This is a genomic window from Embleya sp. L77, assembly GCF_055557415.1.
This window is the reverse complement of sequence record NZ_CM145710.1, coordinates 1,533,997-1,558,400: the sequence shown is the minus strand read 5'-3', so window position 1 is coordinate 1,558,400 and position 24,404 is coordinate 1,533,997. Positions and strand designations below refer to the sequence as shown.

The following is a 24,404-nucleotide window of genomic DNA, read 5'->3' as shown; positions in this document are numbered from 1 at the left end:
TGCGCGGTCAGCGCCCCCGGTGTCGGCCCCGGGCCGCGGGCACCGAAGCCGGGGCGGACCTGCCTCGCGCGGGCTTGCCGTGGTCGGCTGCGGCCAGGATCGCCGCCAGGCCGGTGGTCACCGGGACCGAGGCGACCAGGCCGATGCTGCCCACCAGGGTGCGGGCGATCTCCTCGGCGACGATCTCGCTGGTGGCCACGTCCAGGACGTCCCGACGGGCGATGGAGAACAGCAACATCAGCGGCAACGCCGCGCCCGCATAGGCCAGGACGAGGGTGTTGACCGTGGACGCGATGTGGTCGCGGCCGATCCGGATGCCGGCTCGGTAGAGCCGACGGGCCGTCATGGTCGGGTCGGCCTGCTTGAGTTCCCACACCGCCGAGGTCTGGGTGACGGTCACGTCGTCGAGCACGCCCAGCGATCCGATGATGAACCCGGCCAACAGCAGGCCGTGCAGCTCGATGTCCGGATACAGCGCGTGGACCAGGCCGGTCTCGTCGGAGGTGTTGCCGGTCAGGTGCGCCCACCCGATGAAAAGCGACCCGAGCACGCCGATCAGGGACAACGACACGAGCGTGCCGACCACGGCGACCGAGGTGCGTGCGGACGGGCCGTGGCACAGGTACAGCGCCACGAACATGATCGCGCTGCCGCCGACGACCGCGACCAGGAGCGGATCGGAACCCTGCAGGATGGCGGGCAGGATGAAGAACGACAACACCGCGAAGCTGATCGCGAGCGCGATCAGCGCGGTCAGTCCGCGCAGTCGGCCCACCACGATCACCGCGACCGCGAACAGGCCCGCGAGCAGCAACATCGGCGGGCCGCGCCGGACGTCGATCACCGAATACCGCAGGTCCTCCGGGGCGCCGGGGGAGTACGCGAGCACGACGCCCTGCCCGACCGAGAACCGGCGCAGTTCACCGGGACGGACCAACTGGGAGATCCGCCGGCCCTTGTCCGCGCCGGAGGTGACCTCGATCGTGGCCCGGTGGCACTCGGCGGGCGCCGCCGCGGAGCCCGGTGCGCCGGGTGCGCCGGAGGCGCCGAGCGAGGGCGGCGGCCAGGGGATACCGCCGGGGTCGTCGGGCCGGGTGGTGCCGCCGTTCGATCCGGGTGGGTCGTCCCCGCCGGGTTGCCCGTCCGCACCGGAGGTCCCGTTGCCGCCGGGTGTGCTGCCGGCGTCGGGTGGGCCGGCCGGGCCGCCGAAGACCTCGGCGTCCGCCTGCGCGCACGGCAACTCCTCGACCCGGGTGACCCGTCCGTCCCGGGTCTCCTGGTCGAAGCCGACTCCGGTACGCGGGTGCGCCGGCGTGCCGCCCGGCCACAGCACCACCAGGCCCACCACCACGGCCGCCGCGAACGGGATCAGGACGGCGGCCACCAGGCGCCGCAGCCGGGCCGACGCGGGCGACGGCGGCCCGTGCGCGTGGCTGTGACCGGGTACGTGGCCGCCATGCCCGGCCGCGTGGTGTGCGTGGCCCGGCGCGGGATCGGATGTGCCGGGGACCTCGTCCGTAGCGCCCTGATCCGCCCGTGTCCTGCCCATGGCCCAGCCCCTCCCGATCCGGTCGACGCGTTCCGGCGGACCTCGGCGGAAGCGTATCGGGCCGAGGCCCCCGCCCCGCGGGCGCTCGCGGGGATCGGCGCGCGCCGGAGGGCTCGCGGCACCGGCGCAAGCAACTTGCGGTGGATCGCCCCCGGGGCGCAAGATTCTTGCCTGCCGGTCCGGTGCATGGCCTGGCGTTTTGCGTGGCAACGCCGAAGAGTGGAGCGTCGAGCATGGCCGAGATCGACAGCATCGACCACACCATCCTGCGCATGCTGCGCGAGGACGGACGGCGGACCTTCTCCGAGATGGCGGGCCAGATCGGCCTGTCCGTCGCGGCGGTCAAGCGCCGGGTGGACCGGATGCGCGAGGAGGGCGTGATCACCGGCTTCACCGTCCAGATCGACCACGCCAAACTGGGCTGGGGCGTCGAGGCGTTCACCGAACTGCGCTACCCGGGCAGCATGCCGGTCGGCGAGATCGTGCGCACCGCGTCGGACACACCCGAGGTGCAGGCGGTCTACACGATCGCGGGCGACCCCGACGCGCTGATCCACGTCCGCGTCCGCGACATCACCCACCTGCAACAGGTGATCGACCACCTCCGCCGCAACGGCAACGTCACGGGCACCAAAACCCTCATGGTCCTGGGCTCCTGGACCAAGGAGAGGTGACCCGCCCGGCCCGCGCCTTCGCCGCCGCCTCGCACGATGTCGCGGCCGGGATATTCGCTTGAGGCGGTACCTAGGCTTTGCGTATGAGTGAACGTACCTTTCGGATCACCGTCCGGGGCGCCTTCGACGGCCTGAGTGACGAGCAGCGGGCGGCGTTGGCGGCCGAGGCGGCCGAGCACGACGTCTTGCAGGCCGCCTTCACGGCGGAGGGGCACCTGACCTACGACGTGGCCGCGCGGCCCTTCTTCACCTTTCGTTTCCTGGACTCCGGGGAGGCGGAGGAGGACATCGTGCCGGCGACCGCCCGGGCGGTCGCCGGAGCCGAGGCGTGGCTGACCGAGCGGGGCTACGGCTACAAGAACCTCAAGGCCCAGGCCGAGGACCTCTCCCAGGCGGCCCTGTCCAAGCGCCAACGGCGGGCCCGCGCGGCCGGTTAGGGTCTGTCTTCAATCCCGCGTCGTGGTGCTCGGCGCGGGATTGAAGACAGACCCTAGGGCCGGCCTCCGCCGGTCGCATCGTTTGCGGTGCGCGGCGCGAAGGCGAACGACTCCCGAACGGCCCAGTCGCCGTCGTCGTCGCAGACCACCAGGTCGAGTCGGTCGACCCGGGTGGGCAGCGGCAGACGGCTCGTCACCTCCTGCGCCAGGGCCCGCAGTTCGTCGGGGCCCTGGCCCAGCGCGACGGTCAGGTGCGGACCGACGTCGTCGGCGCCGTCCAGATACGCGCCGCCGTAGGGGAGGTAGTCCGGCCAGCGGCCGGTCACCGCCTCGATCAGGCGCAGCACGGGCTCGGCCGGATCGGGTGCCAGCCACAACCCCCGATGGAATTGGCCGACCCGGTTGAAGACCAGGTCCAGCGCGGGCTGTGCGGCGGCGATGTCGGCGAGCGCCGCGAGGTCCGCGGGGCCGATGTCTGCGGGCGGGAGCCACGGGTAGAGCACCGTGACGTGTGCGGGGATCCCGTCGGCGGTGCGCGGGTCGTAGCGTTCGCGCCAGGGCTCGACGACCTGTTCGACGTCGGGGACCAGCAATACCAGGGCACTCGCCGCGTTCCGTTCGGCCATGCCCGCAGTGTACGGTCCGTCACCGGGTATACCGGCCGATCGTCGGATCGCCGCCGGAGTGTTGCGACCGGCGGGGCGGGGCGAGGTGTCCGGGTGGGTTCGAGGCGCCCGTTCCGGGGGCACTCGTCCGGGCATGGCTGTGTTGAGAACCTTCGCGCGTCCCATGCTCGCCTCGATCTACGTGCTCCAGGGCTACGACGCCGTGGTGCGTCCGGACCGGGTGGTGCCGGCCGCGGAACCCGTGGTGCGCCGCATCGCCGGATGGGTGCCGGTGGTGCCGGCCGACATTCGCACGGCGGTACGGGTGAACGGCGGCGTGCAGTTGGTCGCCGGCACCCTGCTCGCGCTCGGCCGGGTGCCGCGCCTGTCCGCGCTTGCGCTCGCGGTCACGCTGGTGCCGACCACGCTCGCCGGGCATCGGTTCTGGGCGGCCGAGACCGAGCAGGAGCGTGCCGGGCAGCGCATTCACTTCCTCAAGAACGTGTCGATGTTCGGCGGTCTGCTGATCGCCGCCGCGGACACCGGCGGCAAACCCTCCCTCGCCTGGCGCACCCGCCACGGGGCGCACGCGCTGCGCCACGACTCGACCCTGGCGCGCCGAACCGCCGAGGCGACCACGGCCTCGACCGGCGCGGCTCACCGGCTTGCCGACCTGGTGCCCGGCCACTGACCCGGGAGCGCCCGTGCCCCCGGCGGGTCGGCGGCGCAGCACGTGGTTGCTTCCGCGGCGTTGCCGGGAACCGATACCGGCCGGCGTCCATCGAAGCGGCGTGACTTCGACGGATGACGGGGGCGTCCCCGAAACGCCAGGTGCCATGGATGACGGGGATGTGCCCGCAGCGGAACGCGCGAGGGATGACGGGGGCGTGCGTGCGTCCGAACGGGCCATCGGGCCGGTCCCGCCGGGCCGGGCAGGCGGAGCAGGAGACCCGGGCCGGCGCCGCCGGGCCGTGGTCCGGGCCGTGCTCGCCGCCGGGACGCCGGTCGTGCTCGCGGCGGCGGTGCTGTGCGTCTGGCAACCGTGGACCGACGACGCGGACCGAGCGCACGCGGGGCCGACCCTGGCTCCGGCGAGCCGGCTCTATCCGGTGCTTCCCGACCCTTTCGGCGACCGCTACGACGGCGGGCTGTCCACCCGGCTGATCCGACAGCGGCAGGCATTTCGGCAGAGCGTGGCCGATGTGCTGCAACGACACCTGCCGCCGGGAGCGACGGTGGCCATCAGCGAACTCTCGTTCGGCGACTACCGAATCACCGTCGCCGGCAAGGAGTACCGGGTCGTGTTGTACATCGACCCGAGCCGGACGGGCGGACGACCGCCGGAGGGAGCGGTCCCGATGGCCGGCGAACTCGGCCCGCGGCTCAGCGCGGACACGTACGCCCCCGGGTGCAAGCCTCCGTCCGCCCGACCCGCCGGTTCCGGCTGCGTCGACGGGGCGCTGCCCGACGGCGAGTTCGCCGCCGTCCACTTTCCCGAGCGGACCGACCTCCCGGTCGCCGACCCGGGAAGGGGCGGCCCGTCCTCGTCCTTCCGGTACCGGAACGGCACGGTCGCCCTCGGGATCCTCGCGCACGAGCCGTCCCGCACGGTCGCTCCGATCACCGGCGAGCAGTGGCTCGGGCTGGTGACCGACCCCTCCTTCGTGGAACTCGTCGACTACTGGCGCGCGCATCCCGAGCTGAAGGGTCACGGCTGGTAGGGGGCGGCCGAGACGGGGCGCCCGGTTGCCGAGCAGCCCCGTCCCGTCCTGTCCCTGCGCTTGGTCCTGCCCGTCGTGCTCGACCGGCACCGGTCGACGCGGGTGGTCCCGGGGTCCGCGCTTCCGCGCTTCCGCGTCTCTCGGCCTCGCGGCCGTGTCGGTGTCGGTGTCGGTGTCGGTGTCAGAGCAGGGTGCGGGCGTCGCCGGCGATCAACCGGGCGCGATCCGCCGGGATGGTACGCCCGGCCTGGTTGTCCGCCCACCGGGCGAGCGCGTCGTACTGGTCGTGGGCCAGCATGGTGGTGAGCGTGGCGATCGCGTTGCGGTCCGCGGCGGAGGTCAGGATCAGGTGCGCCAGGCCGGTCCTGGACGCGGTGATGGTGAAGCCGGCCTCGACCGCCGTACTGCCGCCCGGGCCCCTGGCCTCGGCGCGCAGCGTGTGGGCGCCGAGCGGCAGCGTGCCGGAGTCGATCGGCGCGCCGGGCGGCAACTCCCGTCCGTCCAGGGTGAGTCGAACCGTCTCGGTGCCCGTGGTGTGCAGCGCGGGCACCGGGTTGCTCGCGCGCTCCACCCGGGCGCCGGGGGCGGGCGCGAGTATCTTGACCGTCGGTGCGGCGGGCGACACGGGCGGGCCGATCTGTCGCCATGCGGCGATCCAGCCGGCCAGTTCGGCGGGGCGGTTGGTGATGAACGCGTCCACGCCGCCCGCGTCCAGGGTCTTCCAGCCGGCCGCGTCGTCCACCGTCCACGCCATCACGGCGACGCCGGCCCGATGCAGGTCGGCGACCAGGCCGGGGCGGGTGGCCAGGGCGGCGGCCGAGGGGTTGTAGGCCCTGAGGTCGAGCTGCCGGGCGAGGGCGACCGGGTCCGCGTCCAGCGTGCTGCGGAGCAGGCCGAGCGGGAGGTCGGGTGCCACCTCGCGGGTGAACACGAGCGCGTCCACCTCGAAGCTCTGTACGAAGACCCGTCCGCTCATCCCGGTGTCCCGGATGTCCTTGACGATCCGGGCGACCTCGTCCCTGGTGTGCCTGCCCTTGATCTCCAGGAGCAGGTTGCCGCCGCGCGTGCGCAGGTCGTCGAGTTGGGCGCGCAACGTCGGCACCCGGGCCCCGGTGTGCAGCGGGGAGAACCACGAACCGGCGTCCAGGCCCGCGAGTTGAGCGGCCGTCAGGTCGCGGATGCGGCCCTTGCCGTCGGTGGTCCGATCCACCGTGTCGTCGTGCAGGATGTGCGGGATGCCGTCTTTGCTGGGCTGGACGTCGTTCTCGATCCAGTCGGTGCCGGCCCGGCGGGCGGTCTCGTCCGAGACGAGCGTGTTCTCCGGCGCGGCCGAGGAGGCGCCGCGGTGGGCGATCACGGTCGGCGGGGCTCCGGGCGCGCGCAGGTAGGCGTTCGCCTCCGGGGCCAGTCGGGTGATCCGGACGTCGTCGAAGGAGACCCGTGCACCGTTGACGAGCAGCGCCTGTGCGCCGTCGGTGGACCGCTGGAGCCGGGTGGTGCGCAGCGCCTCGCGGCCGTCCACCATCAGGCGGGCCCGGCTCCCGTGCACCTCGACCGCGACCCGCACGTCCCGACCGGTCCCGGCGGCGGTGGGCGCGGAGCCGGTGTCGGTCACGTTCCAGGTATTGGCGGTCGTGCGCTGGGCGAACTCCAGGCCGTTGGCCGCGGTGGTACCCGTACGCATGGTTGCGATCGACCACGGGGTCGTTCCCGCGGTGGGCACGTCCAGGCCGAAGGCGGTCCAGCGGGCGCTGTCGGCGGCGCTCTCGAAGCGGACCACCGCCTCGAAGCGGAAGTCCGCCAGGTGCCGGCCGAAGGTGATCCGGCTCTGTTGGCCGGAGTTCGCCGACGTGCCGACCAATCGGCCGTTCTGCACCTGCCAATCGCCCTCGACGGCCCGCCACCCCTCGGGGAGCGCGGAGCCGGCGAAGTCCTCCGACACCACCACGTCGCCGGCGGTCGGTGCGGCGGCGGGTTCGGCGGCCGCGAGTGAGACGTCGATCAGGCCGGCGCCGGCGCCGATGCCGAGAGTTGCGACCAGGGCGCCGGCCCGGAGTCGGGAGCGATGCCGCCGAGGCAGCCGGAACGGAGACGAAGACGTTCGCGAGAACATGGTCGAAACGGTAGGAAGCGCGAACGAACCCCCGAACACACGAGGGCGAAGCTCTGCTCAACGGTTGGATACGGGCGAGCGTCGCCGGACGGATCGCCGCGCACGCGAGCATCGCCGAGAGCGTTTCCCCACCCGCGCCCGTTGCCGCACCCGTGGCGGGACGGGGCGCGCCGGGCAGGGGAGGGTCGGCGGGGGCGGATCATCTGGGCGGCGGAGAGCGCGTATTCGGCTCCGGGATCCGGCGTGCACCAAGCGCGGTGCAAGCCCGGGGCGGTACTTCTTGAGCAACGTGACCACGGACTGACGGGCCGACGCGACATTTCGACGGATCGGCCGACCGCCGACCGGCCGAAGGGCCGACGGCCGGCCCAAGGTTCCCCGGACCGGCCGCCGGCCCGACAGACCCGCCGCCCGAGTGATCGGGCAGCACCACCCGGCGATCGACCGCCGAGCCACCGAGCACACCCGGCCGCGCCCGCGAGGTGTCGCGGCCGGTCCGCCGCAACCGTTCGGGTGCCTCGCAGTCGTCGGCACGCCGGCCCCGCCCGGCCGCGACGGCTGCTTTCAGCCAACCCGAAGTAGTGAGGGGCAGATGCTAGGCACAGTCAACGCTTTCCTCCACGATCTCTCCGGGAGCACATCGTCTGCGCCGCCGACCACGAATCGGCATCAGGACACCTCAGGAGAGTCGATGAGTCCAACCGCTTTCCCAGCACTGGATCCGGCCGCATCCCTGGCCGCTCTGGTCGATACCCGGATCGATCACTCGCCCGGCTCGATCGCCTTGATCGCCGGCGAACACCGGCTCTCCTACCAGGAGTTGGGGGCGCAGGCCGACCTGGTCGGGGCGCGCCTGGCGGCGGCCGGGGTGCGGCACGGCGATCTGGTCGGCGTCTGCCTGCCGCGTACCCCGCACCTGCTCGCGACGCTGATCGCCGTGCTGCGTGCGGGTGCCGCGTACGTCCCGCTGGATCCGGAGTACCCGCGCGAGCGCCTGGAGTGGGTGATCGGCGACGCACAGGCTCCCGTCGTGGTCACCGACCGCGCGCACGAGCACCTGCTCGCCGGCGCGACGGCCACCCTCGTGTACGTCGACGCCGAGCCGCCCGCGGGCACGCGGCCGGCCCGTGCGCGCACCGGCCCGGACGATCTCGCCTACGTGCTGTACACCTCCGGCTCCACCGGCCGGCCCAAGGGTGTGCGGGTGACCCACCGGGGAGTCACCGCGATGCTGCGCTGGGCGGCCGACACCTACCGGCCGGACCAGGCCCGGGGAGTGCTGTTCGCCACCTCCGTGTGCTTCGACATCTCGGTCTTCGAGATGTTCTTCCCGCTCGCCGTCGGCTGCACGGTGGTCCTGGTGGAGAACGTGCTCGCGCTCGCGGACGCGCCCGCCCGGGACGAGGTCACCCTGATCAACACCGTGCCCAGTGCGATGGCCGCGCTGTTACGCGGACCCGGACTGCCGCGCGCGGTGCGCACGATCAACCTGGTGGGCGAGGCGCTCTCGCGTCGGGTCGCGGACCAGGTGTACGCGTGTCCGCAGATCGAGCGGTTGTACAACCTGTACGGGCCGACCGAGGACACCGTGTACTCCACCTGGGCGGTGGTGGATCGCACCGACCGGGCCGAGCCGCTGATCGGTATACCCCTGCCCGGCACCACCGTGCACGTACACGACGAACACGGCGAACTCGCCGCGCCCGGCGAAGTCGGCGAGCTCTACCTCGCGGGCGAGGGCCTCGCGCAGGGCTATCACGGGCGCCCCGACCTGACCGCCGAGCGGTTCGTCACGGTGGCGGGGGAGCGCCGGTACCGCACCGGTGACCTGGTCCGCCGCCGGCCCGACGGCGCGCTGGAGTATCACGGGCGCGTGGACCACCAGGTCAAGCTGCGCGGGTTCCGGATCGAACTGGGCGAGATCGAGGCGGTGTTGACCGGCCACCCGGGCGTGCAGGCCGCCGCCGTGGTGCTGCGCGAGGATGCGGCGGGGCCCTATCTGGCGGCGTTCGTGCAGGGCGCCGACCGGATTCCCGAACCCACTCCGGCCGAGTTGCGCGCGCACTGCCTGACCCGGGTTCCGACCTACATGGTGCCCGACGCGGTGACCGTGCTGCCCGACCTGCCGCTCACCCTCAACGGCAAGATCGACCGCAACGCGCTGCCCGCCGCGGCCCGATCCCGGCTTCGGGACGTCGAGTTCGTCGCGCCGCGGACGCCGACCGAGACCCGGATCACCGAAATCTTCCGCGACGTGCTCGACGCGTCCCGGATCGGCGTGCACGACCCGTTCCTGGACTCGGGCGGCAACTCGCTGCTCGCCGTGGGCCTGCTGGCCCGGATCGAGCGGGCCTGCGGGGTGCGGATCCCGCTCGACGCGTTCTTCGCCGGCCCCACGCCGGCCGCCGTGGCCGAGCGGGTGGATAGGGCGGAGCATTCCACCGCCGCCCCGATGGTCGAACCACCGCACCGCACCCTGAACGGGCCCGCGCTGGTGGGTACCGTGCAACGCGAGTACGCGATGCACGAACTGGTCATGTCGGGCAGCGGGTTGTACAACGTGCCGCTGCGGATCCGGGCCACCGGCGCCCTGGACGTGACCGCGCTGGGCCGGGCGCTGGGCGAGGTGGTGCGCCGACACGAGGTGCTGCGCACGGCGCTGCTGCACCGGACCGGCGAGTGGGCGGCCGAGATCCGCCCGCCCTACCCGGTCGAGGTGCCGATGCTCGACCTGCCCGCCGCGGACGGCGATGAGGACGCGCACGAGGAACGCCTGGATGCCGTGCTGCGCGCCGAGGCGATGCGGCCGCTGGACCGGGCCGAGGGCCGACTGCTGCGCGCCCTGGTGGTGCGGGTCCGCCCGGACCGGCACGAACTGCTGCTCACCGTGCACCACATCGCGATGGACGGCTGGTCGATCGGCCTGCTGCTGCGCGACCTGGCCTGCGCGTACCAGGGGCTGCCACTCGCCGAACCGACCCTGCAATACCGCGACGTGGCCGCATGGGAGCGGCGCTACGCGGACGCTCAACACGAGGAGGCGCAGCGCTGGGCCGGTCGGCTCAAGAGCCTGGGAGGCGAGCAGCACCTGCCCGGCGACCGCGACCACCCCGACCCGTTCGACCCGAGCGGAGCCCGCCTGGCCCGCCGTCTGGATCCCGAACTCCTGCGCGCCGCCGAGGAATGGGCGGCGGGCGAAGGCGCCAGCCTGTACATGACCCTGCTCGCCGCGCTCGGCACGCTAGTGCACCGCGTCACCGGCCGCACCGATCAGGCGGTGCTGACCCCGTTCGCGGTCCGCCCGATGCCCGAACTGGAGGAGGTGGTCGGACCGTTGCTCAACACCGTGCCGCTGCGCTTTCGGATCGAGGGCACCGACACGTTCCGTGAGGTGGTGCACCGGCTGCGTCCGGTGGTGTTCGATGCGCTCGATCACTGCGCACTGCCCTACCTGGAGCAGCTGCGCCTCGCGGGGGTGACCGGCGCGGAATCCTCGACCCCGGTGTCGCAGATGTTGCTCGCGGTCCAGAACCACCCGGGCGCCTCGGTCGAACTTCCGGGACTGAAACTGGAGTTCCTGAACGAGGTGTGCAACGGAGGGGCCAAGACCGACCTGTCGATGTTCCTCGAGTTCCCGGCCTCCGGACCGTTGTTGTCCGTGGAGTACCGCACCGGACGCTACGACCCGGCCTCGATCGAGACGATCATCGACCATCTGATGGCCGTGTTGGCCGAGGTGCTGGCGGCGCCGGACCGAGCGATCGCGGAAACGAACATGCTCGATCCGGCCGAACGCGAACGCCTGATCCAGGCGGACAACCCGGCCCCGACCGCGCGGCCCGACCTGGGTCTGGCCGATCTCGTCGCGGCGCAGATCGCCCGCACCCCGCACCGGATCGCCGTCTCGGCCGACTCCGGCACCCTCACCTACGCCGAACTCGACGCGACCGCAAACCGATTGGCCCATGCCCTACGCGCCCGCGGTGCCGAACGCGGCACCCTCGTGGCGATCGCGATGCCCCGCTCCCACCTGCTGCCCGCAGCCCTGCTGGGCGTCCTGCGCACCGGCGCCGCCTACCTGCCCATCGACACCGAGCAACCGATCGTCCGCAACCGGGCGCTGCTCGACGACGCCAAGGTCACCCTGATCGTCGGAGAGCGGGCGCACGCGGCCGGCACCCCGCTCCTGGCCGATCCCGGTTACGAAGTGGTCCTGGTGGACGGTCCGGAGGTCGCCGCCGCCTCCTCGGCGGCGCTGTCCGGACGGGCCGAGAGCGAGGATCCGGCCTACCTGATCCACACCTCCGGCTCCACCGGCCGGCCCAAGGCGGTGGTCGTACCGCACCGGGCGATCGTCAACTTCCTGCTCTCGATGGCCGACCGGCCCGGACTCGGCCCGGCCGACACGATGGCCGCCGTCACCACGCTCACGTTCGACATCGCCGCGCTGGAACTGTGGTTGCCGTTGGTGGTCGGCGCCCGGGTCGAGATCGCCTCCCGGGAGACCGCCGGCGACGGTCGCAGGCTCGCCGAGTGGCTCGCTCGCCGCGAGGTGACGGTGTGCCAGGCCACCCCGGCCACGTGGCGCATGCTGCTCGACGCGAACTGGCCGGGCCGGCCCGACCTGGTGGCGCTCTGCGGCGGCGAGGCACTGACCGGAGACCTGGCCGGTGGCCTGCTCGACCGCTGTGCGCGGGTATGGAACATGTACGGCCCCACCGAGACCACCGTCTGGTCCACCGTCCTGCGTGTGGAACGCACGCATGCCGCGCGGCGTGTGGTTCCGCTCGGCACGCCGATCGCCAACACCCGGGTGTACGTGCTGGATGCGGCCGGGCGGCCCGCGCCGATCAACGCGCCCGGCGAGTTGTGCATCGCCGGCGCCGGAGTCGCGCTGGGCTACCTCGGTCGGGCCGAACAGACCGCCGAGCGCTTCGTCCGCGACCCGCTGGGCCCGCCCGGCGCACTGATGTACCGCACCGGCGACCTCGCCTGCCGCCGACGCGACGGCACGCTCGAATACCACGGCCGCGCCGACCACCAGGTCAAGCTGCGCGGCTTCCGGATCGAACTCGGCGAGATCGAGGCCGGATTGACCGCGCTCCCGGGCGTCACCGGCGCGGTCGCGCGACTGTGGCAGGGACCGGCCGGCCCGACCCTGGTCGGCTACGTCGTCACCGAGGCCGCGTTCGACGCCGCGGACCTGAGCGCCGCGCTCGCCGAACGGTTGCCCCGGCACCTGGTTCCGGGCGTACTGGTCCCGCTCGACGCGCTGCCGCTGACCCCGGCGGGCAAGATCGACCGGGCCGCCCTGCCCGAACCCCGACCCGGCGGCAGCGGCGCCCCGCCCGAGGGCGACTGCGAGGAGATCCTGGCCGAGATCTGGCACGAGCTGCTCGGCCCGCACCGGATCGGCCGCGACGACGGATTCCTCGCGCTGGGCGGCAATTCACTGCTCGCGCTGCGCCTGATGGCCGTGGTGAGCGAACGCTTCGAGATCGATTTCCCGCTGCGCGTGGTCTTCGAGGCCCCGACGCTGGCCGCGATGGCCCGGCGGATCGAGGACATCCTGCTCGGCGAACTCGACCAGCCCGGCGGCTTCGACGGGCTCGGCGTGCCCGCAGGGCCCGCCGCCTTCGGTGCCCCGAGCCCGTCGAGCAACCACACCGGCCACGCCATCGCCGACACCTCGACCGACCTGGACGCGAGATGACCGACTCCGAGGAGATCCTGACCACCCGCCCCGAGCCCGACCCGGAGCAGGCCCGCCGCGAGCTGCTCCGCCGCCGACTGGCCCGGGCCCGCGTGGCGACACCCCGCACCGACCTGATGCCCAGGCCCGCGGACGTGCCCGCGCCGCTGTCGGCGGCGCAGCGCCGGATGTGGTTCCTCGCCCAGTACGAACCCGACGGTGCCGCCTACAACATGCCGCTCGTGCTGCGCCTGACCGGTCGGCCGGACGAGGGCGCGCTGGTGGCCGCGCTGACCGACGTGGTCGCCCGGCACGAGGTGCTCCGCACGGTGTACCCCAGCGTGGACGGGCACGTGCTGCCGACCGTGCACGACATCGAGCAGTTCCGGGTGTCCGTGCTCGACCGGCCCGAGTCGGACGTGCCCGGGCTGCTCGCCGCCGAGGCCCGCCGCCCGTTCGACCTCGCCGGCGAACTGCCGATCCGGGTGACGCTGTTGCGTTCGGCCGAGCGGTACGTGCTGAGCGTGGTGCTGCACCACATCGCGGCCGATGCGTGGTCGGTGGGTGTGCTGTTCCGGGACCTGGCCGCCGCGTACACCGCGCGATGCGCCGGCCATCCGCCCGAACTGCCACCGCTGCCGGTGCAGTACGCGGACTTCGCGTACCGGCAGCAGACCACGCTCGCGGCCGAACTCGACCGGCAGACGGCCTGGTGGCTGGCCCGGCTGCGGGGCGCGTCGGGCACGGTGACCGTGCCGGAGGATCGCCCGCGTCCGGCCGTCGCGGACACCCGCGGCGAGCGGATCCAGGTCGCCTTCGGGGCGGAGCGCTCGCGGGGGATCCGGGCACTGGCCGAACGCACCGGCGGCACCACGTACATGGTGCTGCTGACCGCCCTGCAGATCGTGCTGGGCCGGTACAACGGGACCACGGACGTCACGGTGGGCAGCCCGGTCGCCGGGCGCACGCACAGCAGCACGGACGCCCTACTGGGCTGCTTCGTGAACACGTTGGCGATGCGGACCGACCTGTCCGGCGAGCCGACCGTGCGGGAGTTGCTGGGTCGGGTGCGGGAGCACACCCTGGCCGCGTTCGCGCGGCAGGAACTCCCGTTCGACCGGCTGATCGACGCCCTCGGTCCGGACCGGGAACTCGCCTACACGCCGCTGTTCCAGGTCCTGCTGAACGTGCACAACCAGGCGCCCGCCCGTCCCGTGCTGCCCGGCGTCGAGGTCGAGTGGTGCGACACGCACACCGGCGCCGCCAAGTTCGACCTGGCGATCGCCGTGCTGGACACCGGGCCGGGCGACCAGCTGGTCGCCGACCTGGTCTGGCGCAGCGTGCTCTACGACGAGGCGACCATCCGGCGGGTGTTCGGCCACCTGACCACCGTGTTGGACGCGATGATCGCCGACCCGGACCGGCCGGTGGACGACCTGCCGCTGCTGACGGCCGTCGAGGAACGCCGACTCGCCGGGTGGAACGACACCGCACGGGAGTGGGACACCGACGGCACGCTGCACGCCCTGATCGAGGAGCAGGCCCGGCGCACCCCGGACGCACCCGCCGTGCGTGGCGCCGACGGGGAGCTGAGCTACGCGGAACTCGACGCGCGGGCGGAGGTGTTGGCGCACCGGCTGCGAGGCTCGGGGGTCGGCCCGGATCGGGTCGTCGGGCTGTTCGTGGAGCGTTCGAGCACGCTGATCGTGGGCATGCTCGGCATCCTCAAGGCCAGCGGCGCCTATCTGCCGCTGGATCCGCTGTATCCGGACGAGAGGGTGCGGGCGTTGCTGGGCGCGGCCGATGCGGTCGCCGTGGTCACGACCGAGGACCTACGGGCCCGCGTGGCCGGTTCGGTGCCGATCGTGCCGGCCGAGGCGCGGCCCGCGCGGTCGGTGGGCGATGGGCAGGGGGTCGCGGACCACGAGGCGGCCGGCCTGCCCGGCTCGGCAACGCCGCCCACCCCGGCCGACCCGCCCACCCCGGCCGACCCGGCCACACCGGGTGACCCAGCCGCCCCAGCCGGCTCGGTCGCGGAGGCGGGGCCCGGGAACCTCTGCTACGTGTTGTTCACGTCCGGCTCCACCGGCACGCCCAAGGCGGTAGCCGTCGAGCACCGCAACTACCGCAACTACCTGGCCGGTCTGCGCGAGCGGGTGGGCCCGGGGCGGGCGGCCGACGGGCGGCCGTGGAACTGGGCGCTGGTCTCCACGTTCGCCGCCGACCTGGGCACCACCAATGTGTTCGGCGCGCTCACCGGCGGCGGTTGCCTGCATCTGTTGACCCGGGACCAGGCTACCGATCCGGACGCGTTCGCCCGGTACCTGAGCGCCCATCGCATCGACGCGATGAAGCTGGTGCCCAGCCACCTGGAGGGGCTGGCCGCGCTCGGCGATCGGCTCGCCGAGGTGCTTCCGCGCGAGCTGCTGATCTGCGCGGGCGAACCGCTGCGCGCCGATCTGGTGAACCGGATCCGGGCGGCCCGGCCGGAATTGACCCTGCACAACCACTACGGGCCGACCGAGACCACCGTCTCGATGCTCGGCGCACCGGTGACCGGCGTGCCGGCCGGGGCGTCGAGTGCGCCGCTGGGACTGCCGTTCGGCAACGTGGGCGCGCACGTGGTGGACGGGCGCGGGCGGGTGTTGCCGGTGGGCGTGCCGGGCGAGTTGTACGTGACCGGGGCCGGGCTGGCCCGCGGCTATCTGGGTCGGCGGGAGACGACCGCGGAGCGCTTCGTCGAGTGGGCCGGGCGGCGCGCGTATCGCACCGGGGACCTGGTCCGGCGTCGTCCGGACGGCCTGATCGAGTTCCTCGGCCGGACCGATCACCAGGTCAAGATCCGCGGCTTCCGGGTCGAGGTCGGCGAGGTCGAGGCCGAACTGGCCGCGCGGCCCGGGGTTCGCGAGGCGATCGTGGTGGCCCGCGGCGAGGGTGCCGCACGCAAACTGGTCGGCTATGTGGTCGCCGACCCGAGCGCCGCGGTGGACGGCGCCGCGATCCGGGCCGCCACCCGGGCCCGGCTGCCCGACTACATGGTGCCCTCGGCCGTGCTCGTACTGGACGCACTGCCGCTGACCGACGCGGGCAAGGTGGACCGGGCGGCGCTGCCGGCGCCCGAACTCGCACCGGTCGATACCGGCCACGTCGAGCCCGAAACCGCGACCGAGGCGGCGGTGGCCGCGGCGTTCGCCGAGGTGTTGGGCACGACCGGGGTCGGTGCGGCGGACGACTTCTTCGCGCTGGGCGGCGACAGTTTCTCCGCCGTCCGCGCGGTCCGCACGATCGGTCGCGGCCTGTCCATCATCGACCTGTTCCAACGGCCCACCGTGCACGAACTCGCCGCCCTGCTCGACGAACGTGCCGCCGACCCGGACCCGGCCGAGCGCCCGCGCACGCTGCTGCACCGCCTCACCAGGGACGCCGGGCCGACCACGCTGACCCTGGTCTGCGTGCCGTACGGCGGCGGCAGCCCGATCACCTTCCAGCCGCTGGCCGACGCCCTGCCGCCCGAACATGACCTGTACGCGGTGGAGTTGCCCGGACACGACCCCAGTCGGCCCGAGGACGAGCCCGAGTCGCTGGAGCTGCTCGCCGATCGGCTGACCGCGCAGATCACCGAGCGGATCAGCGGTCCGATCCTGCTCTACGGGCACTGCCTGGGCGGTGCGCTGGCGACCGCGCTGGCCGGGCGGTTGGAGGCGGCCGGCGCCGAACTGCGCGGCGTCGCGCTGGGCGGGACCTTCCCGGCCGCGCGACTGCCGGGCCGGTTCGCCGAGTGGATGGCCAGGCGGCTGCCCGGAGACCGGCTGCTCTCCGACCGTGCCTACCTCGACTACCTGCGCGCGATGGGCGGCTTCACCGACGTCTACGACGAGGCCGAACAGCGGTTCCTGATCCGGGCGCTGCGGCATGACGTGCGCCAGGCCGAGGACTTCTACACGCGCGCCTACGGTGCGGAGCGGCCCGCGCCGGTGGCCGCGCCGATCCTGTGCGTGGTGGGCGAAAAGGACCGGGCGACGCTGCTGTACGAGGAACGCTACGCCGAATGGGAGCACTTCGGCCCGCGGGTCGAGCTGGCGGTGATCCCGCGCGCCGGGCACTACTTCCTCAAGCATCAGGCCGTGGAACTGGCCCGGGTGCTGAGCCGTTGGTCGGCGGGTCCGACACCGGCGGCCGAGCGGCCGAGCGCGCGACCGGCCTCGGCCCGGCCGAACCTGGCCACCTTCGCGAAGGTGGCGGGCGGGCAGTTCGTGTCGATGATCGGCACCGCGCTGTCCACGTTCGCGCTCGGGGTGTGGGTCTATCTCCGGACCGGCTCGGCCTTCGACTTCGCGATGATCTCGGTCGCGGCGGTGCTGCCCGCGGTGTTGTTGTTGCCGATCGCGGGTGCGGTCGCGGACCGGGTGGACCGGCGGCGGATCATGATCGCCACCGATACCGTGGCCGCCGCCGCGATGTTGTCGCTGGGCGTGCTGTTGTGGACCGACCACCTGCACCTGTGGCATGTGTACGTGGTGGCGTGCGTCGGCTCGATCTGCAACGCGTTCCAACGGCCCGCCTACATCGCGGCGATCGCCCAGCTGGTGCCCAAACGTTATCTGGGTCAGGCCAACGGATTGGCCCAACTGGGCACCGGATCCGGTGACATGCTCGCCGCGTTGGCCGGCGGCGTGCTGGTGGCGGCGGTCGGATTGCACGGCGTGGTGTTGTTCGACATGGCCACGTTCCTGATCGGGGTGACCGTACTGCTGCGAGTGCGCTTCCCGGACGCCCTGTTCGAAAAGCGCGAGGAGCCGCTGCTGCGCGAAGTGGTCACCGGCTGGCGGTACATCGTGCGCCGGCGTGGGCTGGTGGCGATGGTGGTCTTCTTCGTGGTGTTCAACTACCTCTTCGCGGTGGCCACCGTGCTGGTCACCCCGATGGTGCTGGCCGACGGCTCGGCGGTGACGCTGGGCGTGGTCACCGCGTTCGGCGGGGTCGGTGCGGTGCTGGGCGCGCTGGTGATGGCGCTGTGGGGTGGGACCGCCCGGCGGGCCACCGGCATGATCGGCTTCACCTCGGTGGTCGGCCTGGCCGCGGTGTTCGCGGGCAGTCGGCCCGAACCGGTGTTCGTCGCGCTCGGGTTGTTCGTGTTGTGGGCGGCGCTGATGATCCTGAACTCGCACTGGATGGCCCTGATCCAGACCAAGGTCGGGATGGAGTTGCAGGGGCGGGTGTTGGCCACCAATCAGATGTTGGCGATGTCGATGATGCCGCTGGGGTTCGTGACCGCCGGACCGCTCGCGGACCGGGTGTTCGAGCCGCTGCTGCGTCCCGACGGCGCGCTCGCCGGTTCGGTGGGCGTGGTGCTGGGCACCGGACCCGGGCGCGGCACCGGCCTGTTGCTGGTCCTGGTCGGTCTGACACTGGGCGTCTGGGGCCTGGTGGGGCTGTCGTATCGGCCGCTGAGCCGGATGGAGGACGCGCTGCCGGACGCGATCCCGGACGTGGAGATCGGTGACAAGGACACGATCCAGGCGGAGGCGGACCGGCAGTTGACCCGCGCGGGTGAGGTGGGCGGGCCGGCGACCTGACCAGGGGTGCACGCACGGTGCGGGCGCGGCGGGTGGGGCCGCGCCCGCACCGTGCGTGGTCGGCCGGTCCGGGCCGGCCCGGCCGACCGCGAGCGGCGCCCCGTGCCGGGCCCGCGAGCGGCGGCGACCGGCTGTCGGACCGACAGTGCCGAGCGGGGCGCGCATGTGCGCAATCGCGACCCCTCGACGGCGAATGATCCCCGGACGTCCTGTTCGCGAGCACCGACGGTGTGGGACCGACAGTGCCGAGCGGGGCGCGCACGTGCGCAATCGCGACCCCCTCGACGGCGAACGTCCCCCGGACGTCCTGTTCGCGAGCACCGACGCGGTCCGCGAGGTTCAGGGCCGCGGACCCGGGTCCACCTCCAGGGTCGTCGTCAGCGGTAGGTCGGCGCTGGAGGCGCCCACGCGCAGGGTGTAGCGGCCCGGTTCGGTCTCGCGGCGGCCGGCTTCCGCGGACCAGTGTTCGAAGGCGCGGGCCGGGATCGGCAGGTGGACGGTGACCTCGGCGCCGGCGGGTGCGCTCGCCCACGTGTAGCCGGCCAGCCACAACGCGGGCCGCTCCACGGTGCCCTCGGCGCGGCTCAGGTACGCCTGGAGCAGCTGCCGGCCCGCCCGCGGGCCGGTGTTGCGCATCGTCACCCGGGCCACGAAGTCGGTGCCGGAGGCGGCCGTTTCGATCCCGACGTGCTCCCACGTGGTCCACCCCAGGCCGTGGCCGAACGGATAGGCCGGCGTCGCGCCCGCCCGGGCCCAGCCGCGATAGCCGATGTGGATGCCCTCGGCGTAGTCGAGCCGGCCCGCGATCGGCGTGGTGGACAACACCGCCGGATCGTCCTCGTATTCGGGCCAGGTCATCGGCAACCGGCCGCCCGGCTCGCTGCGCCCGAGCAGTACGTCGGCCAGCGCCGCGCCGAACTCCTGGCCGGGAAACCACGCGACCAGGATCGCCGCGACATCCTCCCGCCACGGCAGCAGCACGGGGGAGCCGCTGTTGACCACCACCACCGTGTTCGGGTTGACCGCCGCGACCCGGCGGACCAACTCGTCCTGCCGGCCCGGCAGGGACAGGTGCGAGCGGTCGCGGCCCTCGCTGTCGCTCTCCTCGGTGCTGCCCACCACGACCACGGCGACCTCGGCGTCGGCGGCGACCGCGACGGCATGCGCAAGGTCCGCGTCCTCGTGCACCGGCGGCGGATCCACGCCGAGCACGAACCCGGTCCCGGGACGCTCCCCGGCGAACTCGTGGCGCAGGTGCAGCTCGACCTCCCGACCGGCGGTCAGGTCCAGTACAGCCCAGCGCTCGGGCGGGGTGAGGATGCCGCCGAGCGGATCCTCGGTCACCAGGTCGTCGTCCACGAGCGGGACATCGTCCGCGAGCAGCCGGAAGCGGCCCACGCCGGCCACCCCGATCCGGTGCGGCCCGTCCGCGCGGACCCGGAGCACGCCGACCGCCTCGATCGCCACGGCCCGAGCCACTATCGGGTCGTCGAGCCACAACAGCCGTCCGCCGCCCCGAAGTTCCTCGTGCAGCAGCTCGCCGCCCGGGCCGATGAAGCGCACCCGCAGGCCGGGCTCGCCGGATTTGGGATCGTGCACGTCGGCGCCGGTGACCGCGGGCAGCCGATGCCGGATGCGCGCGCCGACGGCATGGGTGACCGCCACGTCGGGCCCCAGCGCCGCGCGCAACCCGGCCAGCGGGCTGATCGCGTACGGCGGGACGACCGTGGCACTGCCGCCGCCCTGGATGCGCGGGGTGTCGGCATTGGGACCGAGCACCGCGACCCGGCGGAGCGTTTCCGGCGCCAGTGGCAGTGCCGTCCCGGTGTCGCGCAGCAGCACCATGCCCGCCGCGGCCGACTCGCGCAGCAGCGCGGCGGGATCCGGCACCGGTCGCGCGGGCGCGGGCGGCGGTGCGATCGCGGCGAGCGCGCCGACGCGAGCCGCGAGCAGCAACAGCCGGCGCACCTTGCGCTCCACCGCCTCCTCCGCGACCAGGCCCGCGTGTACCGCGGCCACCAGCGCCGCGCCCCACGGCCGGTCCGGCCCCGGACCCGGCATCGCCAGGTCCAGTTCGGCGCGCCCGGCGCCCTCGGTGGAGCGGGTCGCGAACCAGTCCGAGACGACCAGCCCGTCGAAGCCCCACTCGGTGCGCAACGGCGTTTCCAGCAGTGGACTTTCGGTCATGGTGATGCCGTTCACGCTGTTGTAGGCGGCCATCAGCGCCCAGACTCCGCCGGCGCGGACGATCTCCTCGAACGGTGCGAGGTGGATCTCGTGCAGGGTGCGCTCGCACATCCGCACGTCGACCGAGTACCGCTCGGTCTCCGAGTCGTTGGCGGTGAAGTGCTTGACGGTGGCCGCCACGCCGCCGGCCTGGATGCCGCGTACCAGCGCCGCGCCGATCCGACCGGACAGGAGCGGCTCCTCCGAGTAACACTCGAAGTGGCGGCCGGCGTATGGGCTGCGCTGGAGGTTGACGGTCGGGCCGAGTACGACGTCCACGTGTTTGCGGCGCGCCTCGATCGCGAGCAGGCCGCCGAGCCGCTCGACCAGTTCCTCGTCCCAGGACGCGGCGAGCGCGGTCGGGCAGGGCAGCGACGCGGACGGCTCGCGCTCGTCGAAGCGCTCGCCCCGCACGCCCGCCGGACCGTCGCACAGCACCATCTCGCGCAGCCCGATGGCGGGTTCGGCGGCGGTTCGCCAGAATCCCCACCCGGTGAGCAGGCGGACCCTGGCTTCGAGATCGAGGCGGGCCAGGGCCGCGTCGACGAGTTCACCGGTGCGGGCGTCCGGTGCCCTCGGGCTGTACGTGGGAGTGGGTGTGGGCGTCGGGACGAGTGTGGGCGTAGGGGTGGTTTCCGGCGACTCGAAGGCGCCGGACGGCTCTTCGGCCGAGGACGGGGGAAGGGTGCGGTCATCATGACCGTTGGCCTGCGACACGCGGGGCACACTACATTCAATACATTCCAGGTGGAATGCTTTCACGAGGGGAGCCGGACGGATGTCGGATCGCACGGGGGCACGGGGCCCGTACGCGCGAGGTGTCGCGCGGCGGCAGGAGATCGTGCACGCGGCGCTGGAGGTGTTCGCCACGCGCGGGTACGACGCGGTCTCGCTGCGCGAGATCGCCGCCCAGGTGGGCCTGTCGCATACCGGCCTGCGGCACCACTTCGCCTCGAAGGAGGACCTGCTCACCGCGGTGCTGCGCTACAAGGACGAACTGACCCTGACCCCGGACGAGCCGGTGGACGTCTCCGGCATCGCCTGGGTGCGGGCCAGCCGGGACGTGGTCGCGCTCAACGCCCGGCAACCGCTGCTGATCCGGCTGTTCGCGACGTTGTCGGTACAGGCCACCGATCCCGCGCATCCTGCCCACGCGTACTTCGTCGAGCGCTACCGGATCGCGCGCGAGATCGCCGCCGGGCACCTCGCGCAGGCCCGGGACGACGGCGACATCGCCGCCGACGTGGACGCCGAGCACTGCGCCGAGCTGATGCTGGCCGCGATGGACGGCCTCCAGGTGCAGTGGCTGCTCGAACCCGACCGGGTGGACATGGTGGCCGCCTACGGCCAGTTCCTGGACCGCTTCCTGGCCGTGCTCGCCGTCCCGCTGCCCGAGGGCGGCGGAACGGCGAAGCGGTGACCGGGAGGCGGGCCCCCGTCGGTGCGGCGGGCAGGAGGTGCGTCCCGGTCAGTGCGTCCCGTGAAAGGTGAGCCCCCGCCGGTCGGTTCGGCGGATGTCGTGTCGGCCGGCGGGGTAGGACCGGCCGGCGTGCACGAACGGCACCGGGCTGTGCACGCTCAGCAGCGTTGGCGTCACCGTCACCTCGATCGGGCCCGCCGGGCAGGGCACCGCGCCCGAGGCCCGGGTCAGGTCGCCGAGCGCGGGTTCGATCCGGGCCACCGCGAAGCCCGGTTCGGCCGGCTCGACGCCGAGCACGCGCGTCATCAGATCGCGGGTGGGCGTGGCGGACCAGCCGTGGCTGATCGTGCCGCCGTACCAGGTCTCGCTCCACGAGGTGTCGCTGCGCGCGAGCAGCGCCGCCCAGTCCAGGCACAGGCCGGCGATCAGATCGGCCCGGCCCGCCCGGGCCAGCGCGTCGTGCACCACGTAGCGGAAGAACGGCTGGGCGCGCACCACTTGGCGGCCGGTGTCCCACCACGGCTCGGGCGGACCGGCCCGCAGGTGTGCGCCGCCGACCTCGGTGTCCGAGCCCGGTTCGGCGGGCCCGTCCGGGGCGCTGAAGGCGGCGTGTACGAGGTCCTTCTCGGTGGTGAGCACCTCCACCAGCCGCTCGATCCGTTCGGCCGGCACCAGACCGCCCACGATCGCCGCCGCCTGGCCGTGCTGGGACGCCATCGGGCGGCGCTCGCCGCCCGCGATCGAGTCGGCGTAGCGCTCCCGTTCCGGATCCCACAGACGTTCGAAGCCCGCGGCGAGCCGGGCATGCGCGGCACGCGCCCACTGCGCCCGGCCTCGATCGCCGAGCCAGTCCGCCAGTTCGGCGAATTCCAGCAGCGCCCGGCCCCACAGGCCGCACAGCGCCGCCGAGATGCCCTCGGTGTGCACGGCCGACCAGTCGATGATCACCCAGCCGAACACGTCGGTGGGCACGCCGGTGTCGTCCAGGAACGGTACGAACCAGCGCAGCACCCGCTCGGCCACCGGCAGCAGTTCGGCGATCTCCTCCCGATCGCCGACATAGCGGTACAGGTTCCACACCGAGTGCACCCAGTGCAGCGCCCAGTCCGGGATGACCGTGAAGTCGGCCCACTCGGCGTCCCCGGCCACCGCCATCGGCAACATCCCGTCCGAGCGCGGCGACGCGGCCAGGCGGGGATGCCAACGGGCCAGTCGCCAGTCGGAGTTGGTGGTCAGATCGACCATCTGGTGCACCACCGCGTCGCCCGTCCAGGCCCGCTGCTCGCGGGTGGGGCAGTCGACGTAGGCATCCGCCGAGCACAGCGTCACGGTGCGGCGGCCGACCCGCCAGATGTGTTCCAGCCGCGGGTCCGAGCAGGCGAACCATGCGTCGCCGGTGACCGGATAGGTGCGTTCGCGGACCGCCACGCGGTGCACGGTGACGCCGTCCGGGGCCTCGACCAGGACGCCCCGCAGGCCGTACGAGTCGAACGATTCCAGTGCGCGGCGGGTGCCGTCGGCGGTCACCGCCAGGCTCGCGTCGTGCTCGCCGGGCGCGGGCCTCCCGCTCGGGTCCACGAACTCGGCGGTGTGCACCACGATTTCGGCGCCGGCCGGGCCGTGGGCGTCGACCACCAGGGTGCCGGAGAGCACCTGCTCCGCCGTGTACGCGCCGCCCGGGCCCGGGGTCAGGATCGTCTCGCGCGGTTGTGGCCAGGTGATCGGCCGGCCGCCGAACGGGCCGCCCGGGTAGCTGGGCGGTTCGGGCCGACCCGGCTCGCCGGTGGTCATCGCCCGCCGCAGTACGGCCGTCGGCCAACCGGGATCGTGGTCGGGGCGCTGCCAATCGGCGGGCAGCGTACGGGCGTCGAGCAACTCGCGACCGCGCCCGGAGACGGTGCCGCCGCCGGGGGTCGCGGTCCACCCGTCCAGGACGCGGCCCTGCCAGCGCTCGTCGGTGACGAACCACGCGTCCGGACCGAGCCGGGCCTCCAGCACGAATGCGCCGTGCACCAGGTCGTTGCCGAACGGCGACGGCGGCAACCACCACGGAGTCGGACCGTCGTGGATCCAGGCGAGCGCGGTCACGACGTTGGCGCCCGGCCGCAGATGGGCGGCCAGATCGAGATCGTCGTACGGTCGGATGCGCGGATTCGCGCGCACCGGCCCACGCGCCACCTCGACCCCGTTCACCGCCAGGGCATACCCGGACAGCGCAACCACGCGTGTGGGCACCCGCTCGGGCACCCGGTCCAGATCGAGAACGGCCCGCAACGCGACGGCATGCCGCCCCGGTGGCCGCCCACCCTCCGGCTCGGCCCAAATCCACCGGGCCCGCCACCGCCCGGGCGGAAAGTCGGTACTGACGATCACGCGATCGTCCTTTCGTGT

The 24,404-nt window shown here is 73.4% G+C and carries 12 protein-coding genes; 7 read left to right on the top strand and 5 right to left on the bottom strand.

Annotation, left to right across the window (positions count from 1 at the left end; translation table 11 throughout):
• Positions 1 to 7: 7 nt before the first annotated feature.
• Positions 8 to 1,549, bottom strand: a complete 1,542-nt coding sequence (locus tag ACZOOI_RS36655; protein ID WP_465283886.1) for a YibE/F family protein — start codon at positions 1,547 to 1,549, stop codon at positions 8 to 10.
• A 233-nt stretch (positions 1,550 to 1,782) separates the two neighbouring features.
• Here ACZOOI_RS36655 and ACZOOI_RS36650 point away from each other — a divergent pair, with 233 nt between their 5' ends.
• Both ACZOOI_RS36650 and ACZOOI_RS36645 read left to right on the top strand, forming a co-directional pair.
• Positions 1,783 to 2,223 (top strand): Lrp/AsnC family transcriptional regulator, encoded by a 441-nt coding sequence (locus ACZOOI_RS36650; RefSeq protein ID WP_465283885.1) that lies wholly within the window; start codon positions 1,783 to 1,785, stop codon positions 2,221 to 2,223.
• Between the two features lie 83 nt (positions 2,224 to 2,306).
• Positions 2,307 to 2,660: a DUF6204 family protein gene (locus ACZOOI_RS36645; protein ID WP_465283884.1), complete on the top strand. Its 354-nt coding sequence runs from the start codon at positions 2,307 to 2,309 to the stop codon at positions 2,658 to 2,660.
• Positions 2,661 to 2,713: 53 nt separating this feature from the next.
• Here ACZOOI_RS36645 and ACZOOI_RS36640 read toward each other — a convergent pair whose 3' ends face one another.
• Positions 2,714 to 3,286 (bottom strand): 2'-5' RNA ligase family protein, encoded by a 573-nt coding sequence (locus ACZOOI_RS36640; protein WP_465283883.1) that lies wholly within the window; start codon positions 3,284 to 3,286, stop codon positions 2,714 to 2,716.
• Between the two features lie 133 nt (positions 3,287 to 3,419).
• Here ACZOOI_RS36640 and ACZOOI_RS36635 point away from each other — a divergent pair, with 133 nt between their 5' ends.
• Together ACZOOI_RS36635 and ACZOOI_RS36630 are read left to right on the top strand one after the other, a co-directional pair.
• Positions 3,420 to 3,956 (top strand): DoxX family protein, encoded by a 537-nt coding sequence (locus ACZOOI_RS36635; protein ID WP_465283882.1) that lies wholly within the window; start codon positions 3,420 to 3,422, stop codon positions 3,954 to 3,956.
• A gap of 196 nt (positions 3,957 to 4,152) precedes the next feature.
• A complete protein-coding gene (locus ACZOOI_RS36630; RefSeq protein ID WP_465283881.1) occupies positions 4,153 to 4,986 on the top strand; it encodes a hypothetical protein in 834 nt (277 codons plus the stop codon).
• 181 nt (positions 4,987 to 5,167) lie between these two features.
• Here ACZOOI_RS36630 and ACZOOI_RS36625 read toward each other — a convergent pair whose 3' ends face one another.
• The gene (locus ACZOOI_RS36625; protein ID WP_465283880.1) at positions 5,168 to 7,099 is read right to left on the bottom strand and encodes a glycerophosphodiester phosphodiesterase; all 1,932 of its coding nucleotides are present in this window, start codon (positions 7,097 to 7,099) and stop codon (positions 5,168 to 5,170) included.
• A gap of 691 nt (positions 7,100 to 7,790) precedes the next feature.
• On the opposite strand from ACZOOI_RS36625, the gene ACZOOI_RS36620 reads away from it, so the two are divergent.
• Complete coding sequence (locus tag ACZOOI_RS36620; protein ID WP_465283879.1) at positions 7,791 to 12,812, top strand: amino acid adenylation domain-containing protein; 5,022 nt, start codon at positions 7,791 to 7,793, stop codon at positions 12,810 to 12,812.
• Positions 12,809 to 18,367 carry a non-ribosomal peptide synthetase/MFS transporter gene (locus ACZOOI_RS36615; RefSeq protein ID WP_465283878.1) on the top strand — a complete coding sequence of 1,853 codons (5,559 nt, stop codon included), beginning with the start codon at positions 12,809 to 12,811 and terminating at the stop codon, positions 18,365 to 18,367. Before ACZOOI_RS36620 ends, ACZOOI_RS36615 begins: the two co-directional genes overlap by 4 nt.
• Positions 18,368 to 18,706: 339 nt before the next feature.
• Here the strand turns inward: ACZOOI_RS36615 and ACZOOI_RS36610 are convergent, their stop codons facing one another.
• Positions 18,707 to 21,310 (bottom strand): beta-glucosidase, encoded by a 2,604-nt coding sequence (locus ACZOOI_RS36610; protein WP_465283877.1) that lies wholly within the window; start codon positions 21,308 to 21,310, stop codon positions 18,707 to 18,709.
• 61 nt (positions 21,311 to 21,371) lie between these two features.
• On the opposite strand from ACZOOI_RS36610, the gene ACZOOI_RS36605 reads away from it, so the two are divergent.
• A complete protein-coding gene (locus tag ACZOOI_RS36605) occupies positions 21,372 to 22,013 on the top strand; it encodes a TetR family transcriptional regulator (RefSeq protein ID WP_391584114.1) in 642 nt (213 codons plus the stop codon).
• 48 nt (positions 22,014 to 22,061) lie between these two features.
• On the opposite strand, the gene ACZOOI_RS36600 is transcribed toward ACZOOI_RS36605, so the two are convergent.
• A complete protein-coding gene (locus tag ACZOOI_RS36600; protein WP_465283876.1) occupies positions 22,062 to 24,386 on the bottom strand; it encodes an alpha-L-rhamnosidase-related protein in 2,325 nt (774 codons plus the stop codon).
• Between the last annotated feature and the right edge of the window lie 18 nt (positions 24,387 to 24,404).

Bases quoted from the DNA above. Each gene is read 5' to 3' on its own strand.
- ACZOOI_RS36655 (WP_465283886.1), bottom strand. From the start codon at position 1,549: ATGGGCAGGACACGGGCGGATCAGGGCGCTACGGACGAGGTCCCCGGC.
- ACZOOI_RS36650 (WP_465283885.1), top strand. From the start codon at position 1,783: ATGGCCGAGATCGACAGCATCGACCACACCATCCTGCGCATGCTGCGC.
- ACZOOI_RS36645 (WP_465283884.1), top strand. From the start codon at position 2,307: ATGAGTGAACGTACCTTTCGGATCACCGTCCGGGGCGCCTTCGACGGC.
- ACZOOI_RS36640 (WP_465283883.1), bottom strand. From the start codon at position 3,286: ATGGCCGAACGGAACGCGGCGAGTGCCCTGGTATTGCTGGTCCCCGAC.
- ACZOOI_RS36635 (WP_465283882.1), top strand. From the start codon at position 3,420: ATGGCTGTGTTGAGAACCTTCGCGCGTCCCATGCTCGCCTCGATCTAC.
- ACZOOI_RS36625 (WP_465283880.1), bottom strand. From the start codon at position 7,099: ATGTTCTCGCGAACGTCTTCGTCTCCGTTCCGGCTGCCTCGGCGGCAT.
- ACZOOI_RS36620 (WP_465283879.1), top strand. From the start codon at position 7,791: ATGAGTCCAACCGCTTTCCCAGCACTGGATCCGGCCGCATCCCTGGCC.
- ACZOOI_RS36615 (WP_465283878.1), top strand. From the start codon at position 12,809: ATGACCGACTCCGAGGAGATCCTGACCACCCGCCCCGAGCCCGACCCG.
- ACZOOI_RS36605 (WP_391584114.1), top strand. From the start codon at position 21,372: ATGTCGGATCGCACGGGGGCACGGGGCCCGTACGCGCGAGGTGTCGCG.